The organism is Mammaliicoccus sp. Dog046, from assembly GCF_034039665.1.
GTDB lineage: Bacteria > Bacillota > Bacilli > Staphylococcales > Staphylococcaceae > Mammaliicoccus.
Window position 1 is genome coordinate 1,647,561 of sequence record NZ_CP120131.1, and the last position, 22,635, is coordinate 1,670,195.

The window sequence follows — 22,635 nt, forward strand, 5'->3', positions numbered from 1 at the left end:
AAAGACCCCCCTTTTCTTGACTTTATTATAAAGTATCTTTCCAGTCTTTTAAAGTTTTTATATCTTTATTTTCGATATATCCTTTTTCTTCTGCAACCGTAATCAATTCATCATAATTTGATAATGTATAGAAAGGTATTTCCATTTGATTAAATGCTTGTTCTGCTTTATTAATACCATACGTAAATATTGCAAATACGCCTAAAACTTCAGCACCATCTTCAATTAAAGCTTCTACTGCATTAATTGAAGAACCACCAGTAGAGATTAAGTCTTCTATTACAACTACTTTTTTCCCTTTACTTGAAGCACCTTCGATTTGGTTCCCTTTACCGTGACCTTTACTCTTTGAACGGACATAACTCATTGGCAAGCGTAGCTCATCAGCGATAAATGCTGCGTGTGGAATACCTGCAGTAGCAGTTCCTGAAATGATTTCAGCGTCAGGTGCATGTTGCTCGATTAATTTAATTAAATTTTTATAAATATTTTCTCTAATTTCTGGATATGCTAATGTCACACGGTTATCACAATAAATAGGTGATTTTATTCCTGAACTCCAAGTATATGGATCTTCTGGTGATAGTGTTACAGCTTTAATTTCTAATAATGATTGTGCAATATTTTGTGTCATATTTTATCCCTTCCATCTTCTTAATATTTCATGATATCTTGCTACTGGATCTTCATGTTGTGTTATAGAACGACCTACGACGATATGTGTAGAACCTAATTTTTTTGCATCTTCAGGCGTTGTTACTCTTTGTTGATCATGCGTCTTATCAGATTCTAGTCGAATGCCCGGCGTCACTTTTAAGAAATCATTTCCAATATGTTCAGTTATCAATTGTGATTCAAGTGGCGAACAAACGACACCATCCAATTCAGCTTGTTTTGCTATTTCAGCATAATGAATCACAGCGTCTTCGATGGAACTTTGAATATTTTGTTCGCTTCTCATTTGTGCTTCTGTTGTCGATGTTAATTGTGTTACGGCAATCAATTTAGCATTAGGATTAGAAGACCTTAAACCTTCTAATCCAGCTTGCATCATTTGTATACCACCAGCTGCATGTACATTAATTAAATCAATATCAAATTTACCTAATCCTTTTAATGCACCTTTTACTGTATTTGGTATATCATGCAATTTTAAGTCTAAAAATAGATCGTGCCCTTTTTCTTTGACCATTTTTATTGTTTCAGGGCCGTTTTGTAAGTATAATTCCATTCCAATTTTAACAAAAAGTGGTTCATCAAATAAATTCAGAAATTGCTCTACTTCTTCTAATGTTGCAAAGTCTAATGCAATAATTGGTGTGTTTTTCATTTATTTTATGGCTCCTTCTTGTTTATACGTACGACCTTTAAGTTCTAAAATGTGGTCAACTCCTAATTGATCTAATAATCCAGGTAATTCATCAATGATGTCTTTACATACTGTTGGATTTTCGAAGTTAGCTGTACCTACAGCAACAGCATCTGCACCTACTGAAATATAATCAATAACGTCTTGAGCAGTTCGTACACCACCCATTGCAATGATTGGTATATCAACTTGCTGACTCACTTCATAAACCATTCTTAATGCAACTGGTTTAACAGCTGGTCCACTCAGACCACCTATAACATTACTAATAATTGGTTTACCTGTTTTCTCATTTATTCTTAAACCAACAAGTGTGTTAATCATTGTAATACCATCTGCATATTCTGCTATTGCTTTTGCCATTTCGACAATATTAGTTACATTAGGTGATAATTTCACATACACTGGCACTTCTGACACAGATTTAACTTTTCTAGTTAATTCGCGTGCTACTTCAGGAACTGTACCAAATTGAATACCGCCCTCTTTAACATTTGGGCATGAAATATTTAATTCTAATGCATGAACATTTGGTGATTTAGAAATATGTTCAGCAACGTAAACATATTCTTCCTCAGTTGAACCGGCAACATTTGCAATAATAGGTACATCAAATTGTTCTAAATATTTGAGTTCGTGTTCAATTATATGGTGTACGCCTGGATTTTGAAGTCCTATTGCATTAATCATTCCGCTCGCTGTTTCGGCAACACGTGGTGCTTCATTACCATATCTTTCATTTTGTGTAGCTGCTTTGATCATAATTGCACCAAGCTCAGATAAATCATAAAATTGACTAAATTCTTTACCGAATGCAAAGCACCCACTTGCTGGCATAACTGGATTTTTTAAGTTTAAACCCGGAAGCGTGATATTTAATCGATTCATATTATGACAGCTCCTTTTTCAAATACTGGTCCGTCGGTACAGACTTTAACATAACCATTATCTTCATTTGTATGACAAACACATGCATAGCATGCACCAATTCCACATCCCATACGTTCTTCCAAAGAGATGTAGCCTCTTACTTCACTCAATTGTTCAGTAAGGGCTTTAAGCATAGCTTTTGGACCACAGCTATAAAAAATGTCAAAGGGTGTTGATAATTCATCAATAACAGTCGTAACAAATCCTTTTGTACCTAAACTACCATCAACTGTTGCAACATAAGTTTCACCTAATGCTTCGAATTCTTTCACATAAAATGCATCTTTGGCACTTTGGAAACCTAATACATGTATAGTTTTTATTCCTTTTTTATTGAGTTGTTTAGATAACTCATACAATGGTGGTACACCAATTCCGCCTCCAACTAATAATGCTGTATCCTGTGCTTCTTCAACAGGAAAACCATTTCCTAAAGGTGCAATAATATCAATGGAATCCCCAGCTTTTAATTGAGATATCATTTCAGTTCCAAGTCCTTCTCTTCTGAAAAGCATCGTAAAAGTTTGAGTCTCACGATCGACTTCACATATAGAAATTGGTCGTCTTAACATATGTTCTGTTCCTGTTCCAGCTTTTATATGGACAAATTGTCCAGGCATTTTCATATTATTAGTAAGCTCGCCTTGTACTTTTAATTCAAAGATTGCGTCTGCGATTTGTTTATTTGAAACAACTGTCATTAATTTGGACATCTTAATCCTCCCTTTACATTTGATCAGTTCTAAATGTCATACTTTCAATTACATCAGCTAAAGCATTTGCTGTATCAAGTGATGTTAAACAAGGAATACCATTTTCAACTGATTCTCTTCTAATTTGGAAGCCATCTCGGTCGTAAAGTTTACCCTTCGTCATTGTATTGACAACAAGTTGTACTTCACCTTTTTGAATAACTGAAAGCAAGTCATGTTCTCCACCGATTTTGCCAACAGTGTTTACAGGTATTTGATTTTCTTTAAAGTAATTAGCAGTACCTTCAGTTGCAAATATGCGGTATCCAATTTCATGGAATCGCTTAGCAATATTCATTGCTTCGGATTTATCTTTATCACTAACTGTAAATAATGCTGTACCTTGGTCTTGTACTTTTAATCCGCTTGCTGTTAAGGCTTTATAAAGTGCTTTTTCAAGTGTACTATCTTTACCCATTACTTCACCTGTTGATTTCATTTCAGGTCCTAATGTGATATCAACATTTTTCAATTTATTAAAACTGAAGACCGGTGCTTTAACATAAACGCCTTCTTTATAAGATACTAAACCACTTTCATAGCCTTGATCTTTTAATGAGATACTTGTAATTGCTTTTGTCGCAATTTTAGCCATTGGGATATCTGTGATTTTACTTAAGAATGGAACCGTTCTACTTGCTCTAGGGTTCACTTCAAGTACAAACACATCACCTTTTGAAAGTACGAATTGGATATTGATTAATCCGATAATGTTTAATCCTTTAGCTAATTTAGTCGTGTAATCTACTAACATATCAATCTCTTCGTCAGTTAATGTTTGTGGCGGATATACAGCTATTGAGTCACCAGAGTGTACACCGGCTCTTTCAATATGTTCCATAATTCCAGGAATCACTACTGTTTCACCATCTGATATTGCATCCACTTCAATTTCTTTACCTGTTAAATAACGGTCAATTAATACTGGATGTTCAGGACTTGCTTTAACAGCTTGTTCCATGTAATTGCGTAGTTCTGCTTCAGCATAAACAATTTCCATTGCACGTCCACCTAGTACGTAAGATGGTCTCACAACAACTGGATATCCAATTGTATTGGCATTATCGATTGCTTCTTGTACAGAAGTCGCTGTTTTCCCTAGTGGTTGTGGTACGTCAATTTTTTGTAATAAAGCTTCGAATTCTTTTCTATCTTCAGCTCTATTTAAATCTTCTAAACTTGTACCAAGAATTTTTACGCCTTTTTCAGAAATCTTATCTGCTAAGTTAATCGCTGTTTGACCACCGAATTGAACTACTACGCCTTTAGGTTGTTCCAGATTAATAATGCTCATAACATCTTCTTCAGTTAATGGTTCAAAGTATAATTTATCTGATATTGAAAAATCTGTAGAAACTGTTTCAGGGTTATTATTGATAATAATTGCTTCATAACCCGCTTCTTGTATCGCCCAAACTGCATGAACCGTGGCATAGTCAAACTCTACACCTTGTCCAATTCTGATTGGTCCAGATCCAAGAACAATGATTTTTTCTTTTTCTGACACGATTGATTCGTTTTCTTCTTCATAAGTACCGTAGAAGTATGGTGTTTCAGATTCAAATTCTGCTGCACATGTATCAACCGTTTTATAAACTGGGTTAATATTATGTTGCTGTCTTAAATCATAAACTTCACGTTCTGAAAGTTCCCATCTATGTGCAATCACTCTATCACTAAATCCATATTGTTTAGCCCATAGCAACATGTCTAAGTTACCTTTGTTCTCTTTCAAATCATGTTCGATTTCAATAATATGTTTGAATTTATTTAAGAAGAAGTAATCAATTTCCGTTAATTCATGGATTTCTTCAAGTGAAGTCCCTCGTCTAATCGCTTCACCAATAAAGAATAATCGTTCGTCATCTTGTTCTTTAATTCTATCTACAATGAAATCTAACTCGAATTCATCACCGTTTGGCAATCCTAAATGATGGACACCATATTCAAGTGAACGGATTGCTTTTAGAAGTGATTCTTCATATGTTCTACCAATTGCCATTACTTCCCCAGTTGCTTTCATTTGCGTGCCTAATTGACGTTCACCTTTTTCAAACTTATCAAATGGGAATCTTGGAATTTTAGATACGACATAATCTAATGCTGGTTCAAATGCAGCGTATGATGTACCTGTAACTGGATTTAACATTTCATCTAATGTCATTCCAACCGCAATTTTTGCTGCTAATTTAGCAATAGGATAACCTGTTGCTTTTGAAGCAAGTGCAGATGAACGTGATACACGAGGATTTACTTCAATAATATAATAGTCAAATGAATGAGGATCTAATGCAAGTTGAACATTACAGCCACCTTCGATTTTCAATGCTCTTATAATTTTTAATGATACGTCTCTTAACATTTGATATTCAACATCAGATAGCGTTTGGCTCGGTGCTACAACAATTGAATCTCCAGTGTGTATTCCGACCGGATCAATATTCTCCATGTTACATACAACAATTGCGTTATCATTTTTATCACGCATTACTTCATATTCAATCTCTTTATATCCTGCGATAGATTTTTCTAATAAACATTGTGTTACTGGACTATATTTCAATCCATTTTGAACAACTTCTCTAAGTTCTTTTTCATCTTTACAGATACCACCACCAGTACCACCCATAGTAAATGCTGGTCGAACAATTAAAGGATAGCCAATTTGATTCGCGAATGCTAAGGCACCTTCAAGATCATTTACAATATCACTTTCAGGTACAGGTTCATTTAATTCGTTCATTAAATTTCTAAACAAGTCTCTATCTTCTGCTTGTTCAATTGATGATAGTTGTGTTCCTAATAATCGAACGTTATTTTCTTCAAGAACACCTGCTTCATGCAATTCAATCGCCATATTCAAACCAGTTTGTCCACCTAATGTCGGCAACAATGCGTCTGGCTGTTCTTTACGTATAATACGACTAACAAAATCTAAAGTTAACGGTTCGATATATACTGTGTCCGCTATTTCTGTATCTGTCATAATTGTTGCTGGATTTGAGTTTACAAGTATGACTCTATATCCTTCTTCTTTTAAAGCTAGACAAGCTTGTGTACCTGCATAATCAAATTCTGCAGCTTGACCAATGATGATAGGACCTGACCCGATTACTAGTATGGATTTAATATCTGTTTGTTTAGGCATTGATTGTACGCTCCTTCTCTTTATGTAGTTTAATCATTTCAATGAATTCATCAAATAAATAATTTGAATCATGTGGACCTGGTGAAGCTTCTGGATGATATTGTACTGAAAATGCTGGGAATGTCTTGTGCTTCAATCCTTCAATAGAACGATCATTTAATGCGATATGTGTGATTTCTAAATCTGTTTGTTCAATCGATGCTTCGTCAATGGCATAACCATGATTTTGACTTGTTAAATCCACTTTGCCAGTCGCTAAATTTTGAACTGGGTGGTTCGCACCTCTATGTCCAAACTTCATTTTGTATGAAGTAGCTCCTTGAGATAATGCAAAGAGTTGATGTCCTAAACAAATACCGAAGAAAGGAATTTTACCTACTACTTCTTTAATTGTTTCAATTGTATCTTGTACACTTTCTGGGTTACCTGGTCCATTTGAAACCATAATTCCATCAGGAGAAATATTCATAATTTCTTCGATAGTTGTTTGATAAGGTACAACTGTAACGTCACAACCTCTTCTATTTAATTCTCTAATAATATTTTCTTTCTTACCATAATCTATGAGAACAACTTTGTAACCATCACCAGTAGAGATATATGGTCTTACGGATGAAACTTGGTCTACTTCATCTGTTCTAAATGAACCTGATTTTAATTTCTCGATTACTTGTGGAATATCTGCTTCACTTTGAGCAAATCCTGCTTTAAGGACTCCGAATTTTCTGATTTTACGTGTTAAATTTCTTGTATCTACGCCTGAAATACCAGGGATATCATAGAATTTTAAAGTTTCATCTAATGATTTACTTTTTCTAAAATTACTTGGATAGTCACATGCTTCTCTCACAACTACACCATTTAAAGTTGGTCTTAATGACTCAAAGTCATCTCTATTTATACCGTAGTTACCTATTAAAGGATAAGTAAATGTAATAATTTGACCTGTATAAGAAGGATCTGAAATCGTTTCTTGATATCCTGTCATTGCTGTATTAAATACAATTTCACCTGCTGTTAAGTTATCTGAACCTAATGCATATCCTTTATAAGTCGTTCCATCTTCTAAAACTAAGTATCTTTTATTTCTCATTTTATACTTCCTCCTTAAAAACGACTTCACCATTACAGATTGTTAGTATTGGATGTCCTGATACAACTTCTCCAATAAATGGTGTATTAGTACTTTTAGATGCGAATGCTTCTCCGAGAATTGGTTTTTCAGTGTCTAAGTCAACGATTGTCACATCAGCATAACTACCTTCTTCTAGTCTTCCGTAAGGTAAGTTAAATGTGTCAGCTGGTTTTGTTGTTAAAAATGCTACTAATTGTTCTAAAGTGAATTTTCCAGTTTTAACGAAATGCGTATAAAGTAATTGGAATGCTGTTTCACTACCTACAATACCAAATGGTGCATCGATCATTGGAACTTCTTTTTCTTCTTTCGCATGTGGTGCATGGTCAGTAGCAATACAATCTATTGTTCCATCCAATAATCCCTCAATTAATGCATCTCTATCTTCAACTGCTCTTAAAGGTGGATTCATCTTATAAATTGCATCATCGCCTGGCACATCAACTTCAGTCAATAATAAATGGTGTGGTGTTACTTCTGCTGTAACTTTGATACCTGCTTTTTTAGCATCTCTTATTACTCTAACACTTTCTTTAGTCGATACGTGGCAAACATGATAATGACAATTTGCTGCTTCAGCTAATAATACGTCTCTTGCGATTTGTACCGCTTCACAAATAGAAGGAATACCAGGTATATCAAGTTCTTGGCTTCTTTTTCCTTCATGCATCGCTCCACCATATATAAGTGAATTGTCTTCACAATGGGCAACGATCGCTTTATCTATTTTAGCCGCTTCTTTCATTGCTTCATACATCATTGATGCAGTTTGTACCCCTACACCATCGTCTGTAAATTGGAACATTCCTAATTCTTTTAATGCTTTGAAATCAACATGCTCTTTACCAGCTTGTCTTACAGTAATTGATGCATATGGTAATACTCTTACGACTGCATGTTCATCAATGATATTGTGTAATTGTTGTAAATGTTCAACAGAATCTGGTACTGGTTTCGTATTAGGCATTGGACAAACTGTTGTAAAACCACCTCTAGCTGCTGCTTTAGTTCCAGTTTCAATTGTTTCCTTATGTTCTCCTCCTGGCTCTCTTAAATGAACATGTACATCTACAAATCCTGCTGAAACAAAATGACCTTTCGCATCAATAATTTCATGTTGTGTTGCTTCAATTTCGTCTGCAATGCGTTTGATTTTCCCATCTTCTATTTCGATTTCTTTACTAACAAGTTGACCCTCAGATAAGATTTTTCCATTTTTGATTATAAGTGACATTTTATTTTCTCCTCCTTGTGATTAAGTACATCATAAATACAAGCCATTCTGATATAAACACCATTTTCCATTTGCTTAAATATTCTTGCTTTTTCACTTTCTACTAAAGTTGAATCTATTTCCACACCTCTATTAACAGGTGCTGGATGCATGACAATTGCATGTTCAAGCAATTTGTCATAGCGTTCAACAGTGAGTCCAAATGCTTTATGATAATCTTCTACACCTAATGTATCATGTTCCTCGTGTCTTTCGTTTTGAACTCTGAGTAACATACACACATCAACTTTATCAATAACTTCATCAATGTTAACGTATGGTACATTTGAAAAATCTGACTGCCATTGTGTTGGTGCTGAGAACATCACTTCAGCGCCCAATTTCGTTAACGCTTCAGCATTACTTCTTGCTACTCTTGAATTTTTTATATCTCCAGAAATCAAAATCTTTAATCCCTCAAAATGTCCAAACTCTTCATATATAGTCATCATATCAAGTAAACATTGCGTTGGATGTTGACCACTACCATCTCCTCCATTGAGAATCGGTATATTCAATTGTTCTAATTCATCATAGTATGCATTCTCACTATGTCTTATAACGAGCGCATCTACGCCAATCGATTCTAATGTTTTACACGTGTCATACAATGACTCACCTTTTTGTACTGATGATGTACTTGTTTCAAAAGGAATGACTTCTAATCCTAGTCTTCTTTCTGCCATTTCAAAGCTGCATTTAGTTCGTGTGGAATTTTCAAAAAATAAATTTGCGATTGTTTTTCCTTTTTCAAAAGGTTCAATTCCTTTTTCTTTAATGCTTTGTGCTTTCGTAATTATATTCAAAATATCTTCTTTAGTTAGATCCGTCATAGTTAGTAAATTTTTCAAATGACACGCCTCCTGAGAATTATTTTATTTTCTTTGGCAAAATAAGATTTAATAATATACCGACTGTTGCTGCTAAAGCCATACCTTCTATATTCAAATGAATACCTATACCTGTAAAATCTAGATGCGCTTTCCCTATACCTAACACTAAAATAACCGAAGCGATAATTAAATTTCTATTGTCACCAAAATCGATATTATTCTCAATGAGCATTCTTAATCCACTTGATGCGATAATACCAAATAGTAGTATAGATACGCCACCCATAACCGGTGTAGGAATCGTTGAAATCATAGCTGTAAATTTACCTACAAAGCCTAATATCAATGCTAACGTTGCTGCTCCTCCAATTACCCAAATACTATAAATTCGAGTAATAGCAAGCACACCAATATTTTCACCATATGTCGTACTTGGTGGTCCACCGATAATCGATGACACCATTGTCGAAACGCCATCACCAATTAATGAACGATGTAACCCTGGATCTTTGAAAAAGTTCTTTCCAACAATCTTATTAATAACAATTTGATGCCCAATATGTTCGCTGACTGTTACGAAAACAATCGGTAACATAATAAATATCAATCCAAGTTGTAATGACGGTGTGTAATCATGAAACGGTAAGTATATGTCTGGCATTTGAATCCAACTTGCTTTTGAAATTTTCGTTAAATCTACAATTCCAAATAACAGTGATGATATATATCCAACAATGATCCCTATTAATACTGGAATAATGGATAAAAATCCTTTAAAGAATATTGATACTAATATTGTTGTAATGAGAGTGATTAATGCAACAGTAATATAAATGCCGCTGTAACCTTTCATCGCATTTGAATCTGTATACATCGCCATATTAACTGCTACCGGTGCAAGTCCTAGACCAATGACCATGATAACTGGACCAACGACGATAGGTGGTAATAATTTCAACAGCCAATCTGTTCCGGTCAATTTAATGATGAAGCCAATAATGACGTATAAGACACCACTCATAAATAGTGCAACAAGCATTTCGCCTAAGTCATGTGTTTTAAGTCCAACAATGATGGGTGTTATAAACGCAAAACTCGATCCAAGGTATGCTGGAATCTTTCCTTTAGTTATTAATATATATAGTAATGTACCTAATCCAGATGCAATCAAAGCTGCAGACACTGGTAAACCTGTTAAAAATGGTACAAGTACTGTTGCGCCAAACATGGCAAACAAATGTTGTGTACTTAAGAAGAACCATTGAGATGGTTTTGGTTTTTCATTTACATCTAGTATGGGTTCTACTGTTCTTTCAAACATTTCTTCATTTTGTGACATTTTCATTCTCCTATTCCAAAAAAAGATCCCTTCACAAGATATGCAAAGGGATCTATGTATACAAAAGTACCCAAAAATTATAGAGGTATCTTGTATCATATATACTCCTTTGCCAGTCTCTCGTACTGAATTAAAAGGATTTAATTTAATTTTACTGCTGTCATATTATCGAACTCTTCAAGTTCAACAACAATCGATTCGTTTGATGCTGTCGGTACATTCTTTCCAACATAATCTGCTCTTATTGGAAGTTCACGATGTCCTCTATCAACAAGTGTAGCCAAGCTTATCTTTCTAGGTCTAGCGTGATCTAATATCGCATCTAATGAAGCGCGTACTGTTCTACCTGTATATAACACGTCATCAACGATGATTACATGTTTATCATTAATATCTACATCAATATTAAATGATTTAACTTTTATTGCGTCTTGTTGATTTTTCACATCATCTCTATAATGTGTCACATCTATTTCACCAGTTGGCACTTGCACTTGCTCAATCGTTTGAATTTTCTTTTCAATTCTATTAGCAAGAAAAACACCTCTCGTTTTGACACCTAATAAGACGATATCTTTCGTACCTTTATTTTTCTCTAATATTTCATGTGACATACGCGTTAAAGCTCGATTTACCGCTGCATCATCCATAATCATTCTTTCAGCCATTAGTAATCTCCTTTCACAAAAAAATACCCATGTCCTCGAGAAGACATGGGTATATACTTGTACCATTAGAATGGTCCACACGTACATAATATGTCTTCTCAGCCTCTCTGGACTGTCTCTTAAAGACTTATAAATTGATTAAATTAATATTATCGTTTTTCACGACTAATGTCAAAGGTTTATCTAAATTAATAAAGCATTATTACACTTCAGACTATTTTTTATCTTCTCTGTTACGTAACTTTTCTAGTAACGTTTCAAAGTATTCTGGAAGTGGTGCTTCTCTTTCAATATATTCGCCAGTAACTGGATGTTCAAATCCTAATAAACCTGCATGAAGTGCTTGGCCATCCAGATTTAAAGTCTTTTTCGGTCCATATTTAGGATCGCCAACAAGTGGGAAACCAATATGTTTCATGTGTACCCTAATTTGATGAGTTCTTCCTGTTTCTAATTGGCAATTTACTAATGTATATTTTTCGAATTTTTCAATGACATTGAAATGTGTTACTGCTTCTTTGCCATCATCTACAATTGCCATTTCTTGACGCTCTTTCGGATTTCTTCCGATTGGTGCATCAACAGTACCAAATTCATGAGGGATATTACCGTGAACTAAAGCTGTATATTCTCTCGTTACCGTTTTCTCAACTAATTGATCTACAAGACCTCTGTGTGCGATATCATTTTTAGCAATCATCAATAAACCTGATGTATCTTTATCAATTCTATGCACAATACCTGGTCTAATTTCGCCATTAATACCTGATAAATCTTGAATTTCATGCATAAGTCCATTCACTAAAGTCCCAGTATAATGACCCGGTGCAGGGTGAACAACCATGCCTTTAGGTTTATAAACGACAGCAACGTCTTTGTCCTCGTAGTAAATTTCAATACCTAAATCTTCTGCAACGATATCTACTTCTTCTACGACTTTTTCTGTTACAACGATAACATCGTTTAACTTCGTTTTATAATTCGCTTTGATTACCTTGCCATTTACTTCAACCAATCCTAATCTAATCCAATCTTGAATTTGATTTCGTGACCAATCCGGATTTAATTCTGGTAATATTTTATCTATTCTTACGCCTTTTTCATTTTCTGTTTCTATCTTAAATTCAAATGTATTCAAGCTTTTTCCTCCTTACTTTCAAATAAAATTACTAATATTAAAACAATTACACCTATCGTTAAAGATGCATCCGCGACATTAAATATAGGGAAATTATATCCAAATATATATGTATCTACAAAATCTACAACTTCACCTCTAAATAAACGATCAATAAAATTACCTATTGAACCCGCAATAAGTAAACTCAATCCAAGTTGAGTTAATGGTTTACCGTAACCTTCGTTCTTAAAGAACACAATTAATATGACAAGCACAACAATTGTAACAATATAAAATAACCACATTTTTCCTTGCAAGATACCCCACGCTGCACCTTGATTTCTATGAGAAGTTATATAGATAATGTGATTGATTACTTTTACCGATTCACCAACTTCTAAAGATTTCACTATTAGAAACTTAGTAAGTTGATCAAATATAATTAATATTAATATAAAAGTACTCCATATAGGAATATTGTATCCTTTACGCATCTTTTATTCACTCCAATCTTGACTATTTTACCACATAACACACCCCTTATGTTAAAGAGACGGCATATAATAATGGCAAAAATAAAACACCTATCTTTCAATGATAGACTTCAAAGTGTGAAGGACTATCTTTGAAAAATAGGTGTTATCACTTTAAATAAGTGTTTGTACGACTGATTGACAACGTGGACATAAATGATCTAGTTCGCCTACTGAACCAAGTTCATCTGAATAATTCCAACAACGTTGACATTTTTCGCCTGAAGCATGTTCAACTTTCACTTTAACATATTCATATTCTTCACCATCAGTTAATTCATCTACTAGATCAACTTTTGATACAATAAATAATTGTTGTAAATCAACAAATTGATTTAAGAATTCAACGCTAGCAAAGTCAGCTGAATTTGTAAGTGTGATATGTGCTTCTAATGATTTACCAATGACTTTCTCATTACGAGCAACTTCTAATGCTCTGTTTACATCGTCTCTGAGTTTCATAAGTTGCGTCCATTTTTCAACTAATTCCGTATCAACTTCATGTGGATTAGGCATGTTTGATAAATGTACACTTTCTTCTTCAACATGTGGAATATGTCCCCAAATTTCTTCAGCAGTATGTGGAATGATTGGGGCAAGTATTTTAGTTAATTTAACTAATGTTTCATACAATACTGTTTGCATACTGCGACGTTTTAATGCATCTGCTTGTTCAATATATAAAATATCTTTACCGTAGTCTAAATAGAAGTTACTTAATTCAACATTGATAAAGTTTTGGATATCTTGATAAATATCTAAATAATCGAATGCTTCATAATGTGATAACGTACGTCCAATAAATTGATTCAATCTATTGTGCATATATTGGTCAATTTCAAGCATATCTTCATATTTCACACTATCTACTGCTGGATTAAAATCATTTACATTTCCTAATAAGAAACGGAATGTATTTCTGATTTTACGATATACATCTGATGTTTGTTTTAAAATATCATTTGAAATACGCACATCTGCTAAATAATCTACGCTACTCACCCATAGTCTAGCAATGTCTGCACCCATTTGTTTTACGATTTTATCTGGTACGATAACATTTCCTAATGACTTACTCATTTTTTTACCTTCACCGTCCATTACGAAACCATGAGATAATAACATTTTGTATGGTGAGATGCCTTTAGTTGCTACAGAAGTTGTGATTGAAGAGTTAAACCAACCTCTATATTGGTCACTACCTTCTAAATAGATATCTGCTGGATATGATAATTCTGGTCTTGTTTCAAGTACACCACGGTGTGTAGAGCCTGAATCAAACCAAACATCCATGATATCTGTTTCTTTTGTGAATTCTCCATTAGGACTTCCTTCATGTGTAAATCCTTCAGGTAATAATTCTTTTGCTTCTCTTTCAAACCAGATATTAGAACCGTTCGCTTCAAATAAGTCTGCAACATGACTAATTGTTTCTTCTGTCATGATGATTTCGCCATTTTCTGCATAGAATACAGGTAATGGTACACCCCAAACTCTTTGACGAGAAATTACCCATTCGCCTCTATCTCTAATCATGTTATAAAGACGTGTTTTACCCCAATCGATTTTGAACTTAGTCGTATCAATTGCATCTAGGATATCTTGTCTTACTTTACTAATTGAAGCAAACCATTGTTCAGTCGCTCTAAAGATAACTGGTTTTTTAGTTCTCCAATCATGTGGATATGAGTGTGTGAAGAATGTAAGTTTAAGTAACGCACCTACTTCTTCTAATTTCTCAGTAATTGTTTTGTTTGCTTTATCATAAAATTGACCAGCAAATTCTCCAGCTTCTTCAGTAAATACACCTTTATCGTCAATTGGACTAATTACATCTAGACCATATTTTTGACCAACAACATAGTCATCTTCACCATGACCAGGCGCTGTATGAACACAACCTGTACCAGCATCAGTAGTTACATGATCACCTAAAATAAGTAATGACGTACGGTCGATAAATGGATGTTGTGCAGTTACATATTCTAAATCTGAACCTTTAAATGATTTTTCAATGACTACTGTCTCTTTATTCCATTCTAATGATTCACATACTGCATCAAGTAATGCTTCAGCTACTATATATTTTTTACCTTCAATATTAACTTGAACATATGTCAATGTAGGATTCACAGAAATCGCTACATTTGAAGGAATTGTCCAAGGTGTTGTTGTCCAAATAATAAACGCTGCATCTTCGTCAACGACATTTTTACCATCTACAACATTAAATGCTACATAGATTGATGGAGACTTTTTATCTTGGTATTCAATCTCAGCTTCAGCTAATGATGATTCACTTGAAGGTGACCAATAAACTGGTTTTTTACCTTTATAGATTAAACCTTTAGCTGCCATTTCACCAAATACTCTAATTTGTGCCGCTTCAAATTCTGGTTTCAAAGTAATATAAGGATTATTCCAATCACCATTTACACCTAATCGTTTAAAATCGGCTTTCTGTAATTCAATTTGTTCTAACGCAAAAGCTTCACATTTTTTACGGAATTCTGCGATTGACATTTCTTTTCGTTTTACACCTTTATTTGTTAACGCTTGTTCAATTGGTAAACCGTGCGTATCCCAACCAGGAACGTAAGGTGTGTAATATCCTGACATCGCTTTTTGTCTAACGATGATGTCTTTTAAAATTTTATTTAAAGCATGTCCCATGTGCAAATTACCATTTGCATATGGAGGGCCATCATGTAAGATGAATGGTTTATTACCTTTATTTTTTTCTAAAATTTTATTATATAAATCTTTCTCTTTCCATTCCTCTTGAATTTGCGGCTCTTTATTAGGTAAGCCACCTCTCATAGGAAAACTAGTCTTAGGCATTAACAACGTATCTTTGTAGTCCATCATTCTCATACTCCTTCATCATTTAAATTAAAGTAAAAAAACTCTAAGTTGAAATAACAGGGACGATTTAAATCGCGGTACCACCCTTATTAACTCAACTTAGAGTTCACTCAAATTACATATATGTTTTTTCTGAACAGGTGATATCTAAAAAGGTGAATTCGCTAGGCTTTCACTCTCCCTAACTCGCTAATCAATTCATTCCTTTGAAGACTTGTCCTCTTCATTATTTACTACTTCATTATTTATCTTCTCTTGATTATTTTCGTCTTCTTTATTCAAAATGTCAATATTTTCTTCAGTAACTTTTTGTTGGTCGACATCATAATTTAATAAATAATCCCAATCATCATTTTTTAATAAGTCTAATTGCGCTTCAACTAACATACGGAAGCGTGAACGGAACACTTTAGATTGTCTCTTCATATCTTCAGTTTGGAAACTGATATGACGCGCTTTTTGAAGTGCATCATTAATAATTTGATCAGAGCGTCCTTCTGCTTCTTTAACAATTGCATCTGCTTTTAATACAGCTGTATGTTTCGTTTCTTCTCCAGCTTTTTGAGCTTGAACAAGTGCATCTGAAATAGTATTCTCAACCGCTTTGAAACGATTAATATTTTCATCTTTATCATTAATTAATGTTTGCAGTTGTTCTTTATCAGATTTTAACTTTTCGATTTCATCACTTAAAGTTTGTAAATATTGTCTTACTTCTGTTTCATCTAAACCTTTGTGAACTCTACTGAATTCTTTTTGTTTGATATCCTCTGGGGTAAATGCCATCAGTTTTCCTCCTCAGCACTATTTAAACAATGTTCTATATGTTATTCGTAACTTACCTTTTTTAGATTCGCCATTATTAGCTACAATCACTGCTCGACCATAACCTTTAATTGACAGCAAATCATTCTCTTCGACTATAAAGTCTACTGCATCAATTTCCCGATGATTAACTTTAACACGTTTACCTTCAATAAGTTTCTTACTCAAAGCTCTGCTCGTATTAGTAATATGTTTTACTATTACATCCAGTCTCAACGCGCTCACAGTCACATCATGCGTCAACCAATGCTCATTTGATTGTATCATATTTTCAAAAGGAATAGTACTCAATTTGATTCCTGCACCTTTGATCTTTGTTAGTTCCAACATAATATATGATTCAAATCTTTTTGTCAAAATAAACTGTATGCGATCATTCACTATAATATCACCTAATTGATTTCGATCAATTCCAAGTGACATGATTGTCCCTAGTATATTTCTATGAGTTAGATTCACAAATTTTGATGGGTACTTTAATTCAATGAGCACCATTTCATAATCTTCTTCTGAAGGTGTGAAATAATCAGGTGCAACAATAGCTCGTTTTCTTTCAGATTGTTCGTCTCCACCAAAAAAATGCACTTCTAATGTATCAAATCTGCCAACTATTGTTTTTAATATAAATTGTTCTCTTGGATCTAAGAAGTCCGTTAATACAGGCTGATAATTCCTATCCGCTATTTCACATTTATTAATAAATAAATCAATGTCTTCTTTTTCTTCTTTTCTAAAGTGTTGATATATATCCATGTTTACACCTCTAATTATATAAAAAATAGGATGTGACATTTAACGTCTCACCCTAATCAATCGACTGTTGCTATACTATAATATTGGCACTACATTTGCAAAAATATTAAATATCTGAATTAGCCCCATATAGAATAAGCCTAATGTTAAAAATGCAACAATTGAAGAAATATCTAGCATACCTAATGGCGGTATGATTCTTCTAAATGGTTCTAAGTATGGTTCATATATTTTCCCTAAAAATTGACCGAATGCACCTTCTCTTACACCTGGTAACCAAGATGTAAGGAAATAAATAATCATGCCATATTGATAGATTTTAACTAGGAATAAAATGAATCCTAAAATCGTACTTAATAATCCGCTATCCATATTCATTTACCTCTATTCTTGATAAGGGTCAACTTGTTCTAATTGCTCAGTAATTGATCCCGCTACTTCAACATTATCTGGTGTACATAAGAATATATCTGTCCCTACTCGTCTAATATCTCCACCAATCGCATAAACTGTTCCACTTAAGAAATCAATGATGCGTTTAGCTGATACTTTATCAATACGTTGTAAGTTCACTAATGTTGTTCTTCTATTTTTCAATTCATCTGCAATATCTTGAGTATCTGAAAATACTCTAGGCTCAAACAAGCACATTTTTGAACTTTGCGCAAAATCCATATTTCCACTCATGCTAACAACATTTGTTTGTGATGAATTTGTACGTTTTTCAGTCATAGCCTCTTTCCTTTCAGGTTTTTTAAAATCACGAGAGCGTTGTGACTGATACCTTGTCGTATTTGTTTGTTGAGTAGGTACACTTTTTATTGATTGTTGTTTCGTCTTCTTCTCTTGTGATACTGACTCTTGTTGTGGTGTATGATTTTGTTCACGTTGTGGTTCTCTTTGTGATTCTCTTTGTGGTTCTTCATATACTTCTTCCTCTTCATCTACTATGAAGAAACCTTTAAAAACGTCCTTAATCGCCATAATTTACACTCCTATTCACCAACTAATTTTGTACCAATTCTCACGTAAGAAGCACCTTCTAAAATTGCTTCATTAAAGTCATTACTCATACCCATAGACAATTCTGTACATGGTGCATGTGCTACGTTTAATAATTGTACTTTATCTCTTATTTCCCTTAGTTGATTAAAATATTCTCTTAATTTATCTTTATCTTCTGTTAAAGGTGCCATAGTCATTAAGCCGACTATTTGAATTTGTTCATAATTTTCAAGTTCTTGTATAAAAGGAATGACTTCCTCTGGAGATATACCATGTTTAGATGATTCACCAGATACATTCACTTGTACAAAACATTTAACAACTTGGTTTGCACGTTTATTTATTTCTTGTGCAAGTTTCATTCTATCTAAAGCATGTAAGTAATCAATATCATTGATGATATCTTTTACCTTACGTGTTTGTAAAGAACCTATAAAATGCATAACAGCATCATCAGGTAAATGTTTTTTCTTTTCTAAGAAACCTTCAATTCTATTCTCACCAAAGTTTCTCAAACCTGATTCATAAGCTTCTTTAGCTCGCTCTATTGTAACATATTTTGTCACAACAATCACTTTAGGTACTGTTTCAAATGCTGATTTCTCAGTACTGTCACAAATTTGTGTCTGAATTTTTTTTAAGTTTTCTTTAACAGATTTCACCAGATTCCCTACTTTCTACCTATGAAAGCTAGCATCCTACCAGTATTACCCTTTTCTTCTCTATAAGAAAAGAATAAATCCGTTTCGCTAGCCGTACAATGTTGAGATTTAATTATATGTTTTGGATCAATGCCGTAATGAATCGCCAATAATTCATTTGCCAATTTCAAATCAATGCCATATCTATCATGCCCACGTTGTTCAATATATAATTCTGAATTAATAGGTAATGTCTTGAATTTCAAATAAATATCGTTATTTATTTCATAACTATTTGATGTTGATGGTCCGATAACAATTCTAAGTTGAGATATATCGCCTTTATATTGCGCGATCATTTCTTTAATTATTTGTGAATGCGTGCCTCTCCAACCTGCATGACATAAACCAACATATGATTCATTTACATCATACAAATAAATTGGGACACAATCAGCAAAGCACATTGTTAATAATAAATCAGGTTCATAAGTGAATAATCCGTCAATGCCATGTAATTCATTTGTTAATTCCCGAATATTAGTACCTTTATCTGAACTTCGCACTTCTTTCACATGATTTTCATGAGTTTGAATCGGAAAAACCCAATCCTCACGTTTAAAATCAATTTCTTTAGCTAATATCTCTTGATGTTGTGTAATATTATCAGGTTCATCATCGATGTATCTAGCCATATTAAAAGCTTTTTCCGGATAAAGACTTAATCCATTATGGCGTGTTGTTATACCAAGTGTTATATCATCATGTCCATCGATATCACAAGATAAATAATGTTTTTGACGACTAAAGATCTCTTTCATTTCATCTCTCCTATTAAAAAAAGCCATCAGGTCTGAGCCTGATGACTTTTAAAGTTCATTTATCTTCTAGAGCGTCTAGAGCGTCTATCTTCTCTATTTCTAATGAAACTTGGAATATCACTATCATCAGTTGATTCATTTGTAGGTTGATTATCAAATGAAGCTTTTCTACCTAGTGATTCACCTTCTTCTCTATTTGAAACAGTTTCTTCTGTGTTTCCACCAAATGCGCCACCAGATTGTGGTTTACGTGCATTAGAAGGTTTGTCATTGAAACCTGTTGCGATAACTGTAACTACTAATTCATCTTGTAACTCTGGATTAATTACAGTACCGAAAATCATATTTACATCTTCATCAGCTGCATCTTGGACGATATCTGCTGCTTCTTGTGCTTCGAATAATGATAGAGATTCTCCACCAGTAATATTCATTAACACACCTTGAGCTCCAACGATTGAAGTTTCTAATAATGGAGATGAAATAGCTTTTTTAGCTGCTTCAATTGCTCTGTTTTCACCAGATGAAACACCAATACCCATTAATGCTGAACCTTGGTTAGACATGATTGTCTTAACATCGGCAAAGTCTAAGTTAACTTCCCCAGAAACTGCGATTAAATCTGAGATACCTTGTACCCCTTGACGTAATACATTATCAGCTTCTTTAAATGCTTCCATCATTGGTGTTGATTTATCAACGATATCTAATAAACGATCATTAGGGATAACGATTAATGTATCAACAGCAGCTTTCATAGATTCTACACCAGCAGCAGCTTGTGTTTGACGTTTACGTCCTTCAAAGCTAAATGGACGAGTTACAACACCTACTGTTAATGCACCCATTTCTTTTGCAATTTTAGCAACTACAGGCGCAGCACCAGTACCAGTTCCGCCTCCCATACCAGCAGTTACGAATACCATATCCGCACCTTGGATTGCATCTTCTATTTGTTCACGTGATTCTTCTGCAGCTTTTTTACCAATTTCAGGGTTAGCTCCAGCGCCTAAACCACGTGTTAATTTTTCACCAATTTGAATTTTAGATGAAGCTTTTGATAAATTTAATGCTTGACCATCTGTGTTAATTGAAATAAATTCAACATTGTTCATACCATGATCTATCATACGGTTAACAGCGTTGTTACCTCCGCCACCAACACCTATTACTTTTAATGTAGCTAAATGATTAAACCCTTGCTCAAATTCTAACATTTAATATCCTCCTAATCTTTATGACCCATCAATCAAATAACGATTTCATTAGTTTTTTCAATACACTTGGCTTCTCTTCTTGATTTTCCGAATCATGAGTTGCTTCGGAGTATTGTTCCTCACCAGAATTTGAAGCTTTTGCGTCATTGTTTTTCTCTTTATTTGTTTTCTTTTTAAACCATTGTTCGTAAGGCTTAGCTTTAGTTTCTTGATTTACGTCTTCATATGTTTCTTCTTCAATATTATCTGCATCATAATTATTCATTGTAACATAATCTAGTAGCTCATCAAAGACAACCCCACTAGATATCGTAGATATACTTGAAGTGAATTCAGGCTTGCGTATACCCATTTGTGACGGTGTATGTACACGTACCTTTTCATTAACCATATCTTGTAACAATTCTTTGATACCAAGTAAATTTGAAGTACCACCAGTAACAACAAAACCACCATTTACATTTGTGATACCCATTTCTTGTAACAAATCAAATACTTCAAAGAAAATTTCTTCAACACGTGACTCAATAATTTCACTTAATTCTTTTTGCGTGAATTGTGCATGTCCATCTTCGTTGACTTGCTCAACACTAAAGACATCTTGATCTGATGCTGAATCATAAAAAGCATGCCCATATTGTTGTTTAATTTTCTCAGCATTGTCATATGTAGTATTTAATGATTTAGCGATATCTGTTGTTATACTTCTACCAGCCATTTCAATTGTATCCGCATCTACAAGATTTCCTCTTTCATAGAAACCTACTTGCGTTAAATCTTCACCAATATCAATGACACATGCGCCTAATTCTACTTCTGTTGGAGACAATACAGATTGATAGTTATAAGCATCAGAGAATACTTCTAACACATCTACTCCACATGACTCTACACATTTAATTATATTTATTAACTGAGATTTAGATGTAGCAATAACTCCTGCCTCTACTTTCAATGATTGAGTTGCAACCATTTCTTTAGGGTCAGATACTTCATGTAAATCATCAACAATAAATTTAACTGGAAATACACCAATGACTTCTGTTTCAGGGATATCATTTAAATCTCTTATGCCTTCTAAAACAGATTCAATATGACTTCCGTTTATTTCAGTTTCAGTTCCTTCAAAAGGTATTTCAAATTTCTCGTCGTATATTTCAGTATTCACGATAGGCATTTTTAAAAAGACTTCTTTTATATCAACACCAGAAGCAATTGCTGCTTTCTTAATAGTGTCTTTAATAGCTTGTTTAGCTATATCAAAATCATCGATACAACCATTTCTAACGCCATTTGTATACGTATGCCCTGTACCTATCACGTTAATGCCATTATGAAATTTTTCTCCTACTATTACTTTTACACTCGATGAACCTATATCTAAACTAATATAATAATGCTCTTCCAT

General features: G+C 33.8%; 21 protein-coding genes. All 21 read right to left on the minus strand.

The window, feature by feature from the left end; translation table 11 throughout:
• Positions 1 to 25 precede the first annotated feature (25 nt).
• Positions 26 to 634 carry an orotate phosphoribosyltransferase gene (gene pyrE, locus P3U32_RS08195; RefSeq protein ID WP_323702643.1) on the minus strand — a complete coding sequence of 203 codons (609 nt, stop codon included), beginning with the start codon at positions 632 to 634 and terminating at the stop codon, positions 26 to 28.
• 3 nt (positions 635 to 637) lie between these two features.
• The gene (pyrF, locus tag P3U32_RS08200) at positions 638 to 1,330 is read right to left on the minus strand and encodes an orotidine-5'-phosphate decarboxylase (protein WP_323702644.1); all 693 of its coding nucleotides are present in this window, start codon (positions 1,328 to 1,330) and stop codon (positions 638 to 640) included.
• On the minus strand, positions 1,331 to 2,257 hold the full coding sequence (locus tag P3U32_RS08205) for a dihydroorotate dehydrogenase (RefSeq protein ID WP_323702645.1): 927 nt from the start codon (positions 2,255 to 2,257) through the stop codon (positions 1,331 to 1,333). It abuts the gene before it with no gap.
• Positions 2,254 to 3,012 (minus strand): dihydroorotate dehydrogenase electron transfer subunit, encoded by a 759-nt coding sequence (locus tag P3U32_RS08210; protein ID WP_323702646.1) that lies wholly within the window; start codon positions 3,010 to 3,012, stop codon positions 2,254 to 2,256. The genes P3U32_RS08205 and P3U32_RS08210 overlap by 4 nt, the downstream gene beginning before the upstream one ends.
• Positions 3,013 to 3,025: 13 nt before the next feature.
• Positions 3,026 to 6,199 carry a carbamoyl-phosphate synthase large subunit gene (carB, locus tag P3U32_RS08215; protein WP_323702647.1) on the minus strand — a complete coding sequence of 1,058 codons (3,174 nt, stop codon included), beginning with the start codon at positions 6,197 to 6,199 and terminating at the stop codon, positions 3,026 to 3,028.
• On the minus strand, positions 6,192 to 7,292 hold the full coding sequence (locus P3U32_RS08220) for a carbamoyl phosphate synthase small subunit (RefSeq protein ID WP_323702648.1): 1,101 nt from the start codon (positions 7,290 to 7,292) through the stop codon (positions 6,192 to 6,194). The genes carB and P3U32_RS08220 overlap by 8 nt, the downstream gene beginning before the upstream one ends.
• Before the next feature lies 1 nt (position 7,293).
• Complete coding sequence (locus P3U32_RS08225; RefSeq protein ID WP_323702649.1) at positions 7,294 to 8,568, minus strand: dihydroorotase; 1,275 nt, start codon at positions 8,566 to 8,568, stop codon at positions 7,294 to 7,296.
• Positions 8,556 to 9,458, minus strand: coding sequence for an aspartate carbamoyltransferase catalytic subunit (locus tag P3U32_RS08230; RefSeq protein ID WP_323702650.1), 903 nt, complete (start codon positions 9,456 to 9,458; stop codon positions 8,556 to 8,558). The genes P3U32_RS08225 and P3U32_RS08230 overlap by 13 nt, the downstream gene beginning before the upstream one ends.
• A gap of 19 nt (positions 9,459 to 9,477) precedes the next feature.
• Positions 9,478 to 10,779 carry a solute carrier family 23 protein gene (locus P3U32_RS08235; protein ID WP_323702651.1) on the minus strand — a complete coding sequence of 434 codons (1,302 nt, stop codon included), beginning with the start codon at positions 10,777 to 10,779 and terminating at the stop codon, positions 9,478 to 9,480.
• A 140-nt stretch (positions 10,780 to 10,919) separates the two neighbouring features.
• Entirely contained in the window at positions 10,920 to 11,447 is a 528-nt protein-coding gene (gene pyrR, locus P3U32_RS08240) for a bifunctional pyr operon transcriptional regulator/uracil phosphoribosyltransferase PyrR (RefSeq protein ID WP_323702652.1), read from the minus strand.
• 214 nt (positions 11,448 to 11,661) lie between these two features.
• On the minus strand, positions 11,662 to 12,585 hold the full coding sequence (locus P3U32_RS08245; RefSeq protein WP_323702653.1) for an RluA family pseudouridine synthase: 924 nt from the start codon (positions 12,583 to 12,585) through the stop codon (positions 11,662 to 11,664).
• Positions 12,582 to 13,061, minus strand: coding sequence for a signal peptidase II (lspA, locus tag P3U32_RS08250; RefSeq protein ID WP_323702654.1), 480 nt, complete (start codon positions 13,059 to 13,061; stop codon positions 12,582 to 12,584). The genes P3U32_RS08245 and lspA overlap by 4 nt, the downstream gene beginning before the upstream one ends.
• A gap of 153 nt (positions 13,062 to 13,214) precedes the next feature.
• Positions 13,215 to 15,965 (minus strand): isoleucine--tRNA ligase, encoded by a 2,751-nt coding sequence (ileS, locus tag P3U32_RS08255; RefSeq protein WP_323704860.1) that lies wholly within the window; start codon positions 15,963 to 15,965, stop codon positions 13,215 to 13,217.
• A 198-nt stretch (positions 15,966 to 16,163) separates the two neighbouring features.
• Positions 16,164 to 16,751: a DivIVA domain-containing protein gene (locus tag P3U32_RS08260; protein ID WP_323702655.1), complete on the minus strand. Its 588-nt coding sequence runs from the start codon at positions 16,749 to 16,751 to the stop codon at positions 16,164 to 16,166.
• A gap of 18 nt (positions 16,752 to 16,769) precedes the next feature.
• Positions 16,770 to 17,543 (minus strand): YlmH family RNA-binding protein, encoded by a 774-nt coding sequence (locus P3U32_RS08265; RefSeq protein WP_323702656.1) that lies wholly within the window; start codon positions 17,541 to 17,543, stop codon positions 16,770 to 16,772.
• 75 nt (positions 17,544 to 17,618) lie between these two features.
• The gene (locus P3U32_RS08270; RefSeq protein ID WP_323702657.1) at positions 17,619 to 17,915 is read right to left on the minus strand and encodes a YggT family protein; all 297 of its coding nucleotides are present in this window, start codon (positions 17,913 to 17,915) and stop codon (positions 17,619 to 17,621) included.
• Positions 17,916 to 17,927: 12 nt separating this feature from the next.
• On the minus strand, positions 17,928 to 18,527 hold the full coding sequence (locus P3U32_RS08275; RefSeq protein ID WP_323702658.1) for a cell division protein SepF: 600 nt from the start codon (positions 18,525 to 18,527) through the stop codon (positions 17,928 to 17,930).
• An 11-nt stretch (positions 18,528 to 18,538) separates the two neighbouring features.
• Complete coding sequence (locus P3U32_RS08280) at positions 18,539 to 19,210, minus strand: YggS family pyridoxal phosphate-dependent enzyme (protein WP_323702659.1); 672 nt, start codon at positions 19,208 to 19,210, stop codon at positions 18,539 to 18,541.
• An 8-nt stretch (positions 19,211 to 19,218) separates the two neighbouring features.
• Entirely contained in the window at positions 19,219 to 20,010 is a 792-nt protein-coding gene (gene pgeF / locus P3U32_RS08285; protein WP_323702660.1) for a peptidoglycan editing factor PgeF, read from the minus strand.
• Positions 20,011 to 20,069: 59 nt separating this feature from the next.
• Positions 20,070 to 21,227 carry a cell division protein FtsZ gene (ftsZ, locus tag P3U32_RS08290; protein ID WP_323702661.1) on the minus strand — a complete coding sequence of 386 codons (1,158 nt, stop codon included), beginning with the start codon at positions 21,225 to 21,227 and terminating at the stop codon, positions 20,070 to 20,072.
• Positions 21,228 to 21,255: 28 nt separating this feature from the next.
• On the minus strand, positions 21,256 to 22,635 hold the full coding sequence (ftsA, locus tag P3U32_RS08295) for a cell division protein FtsA (protein WP_323702662.1): 1,380 nt from the start codon (positions 22,633 to 22,635) through the stop codon (positions 21,256 to 21,258).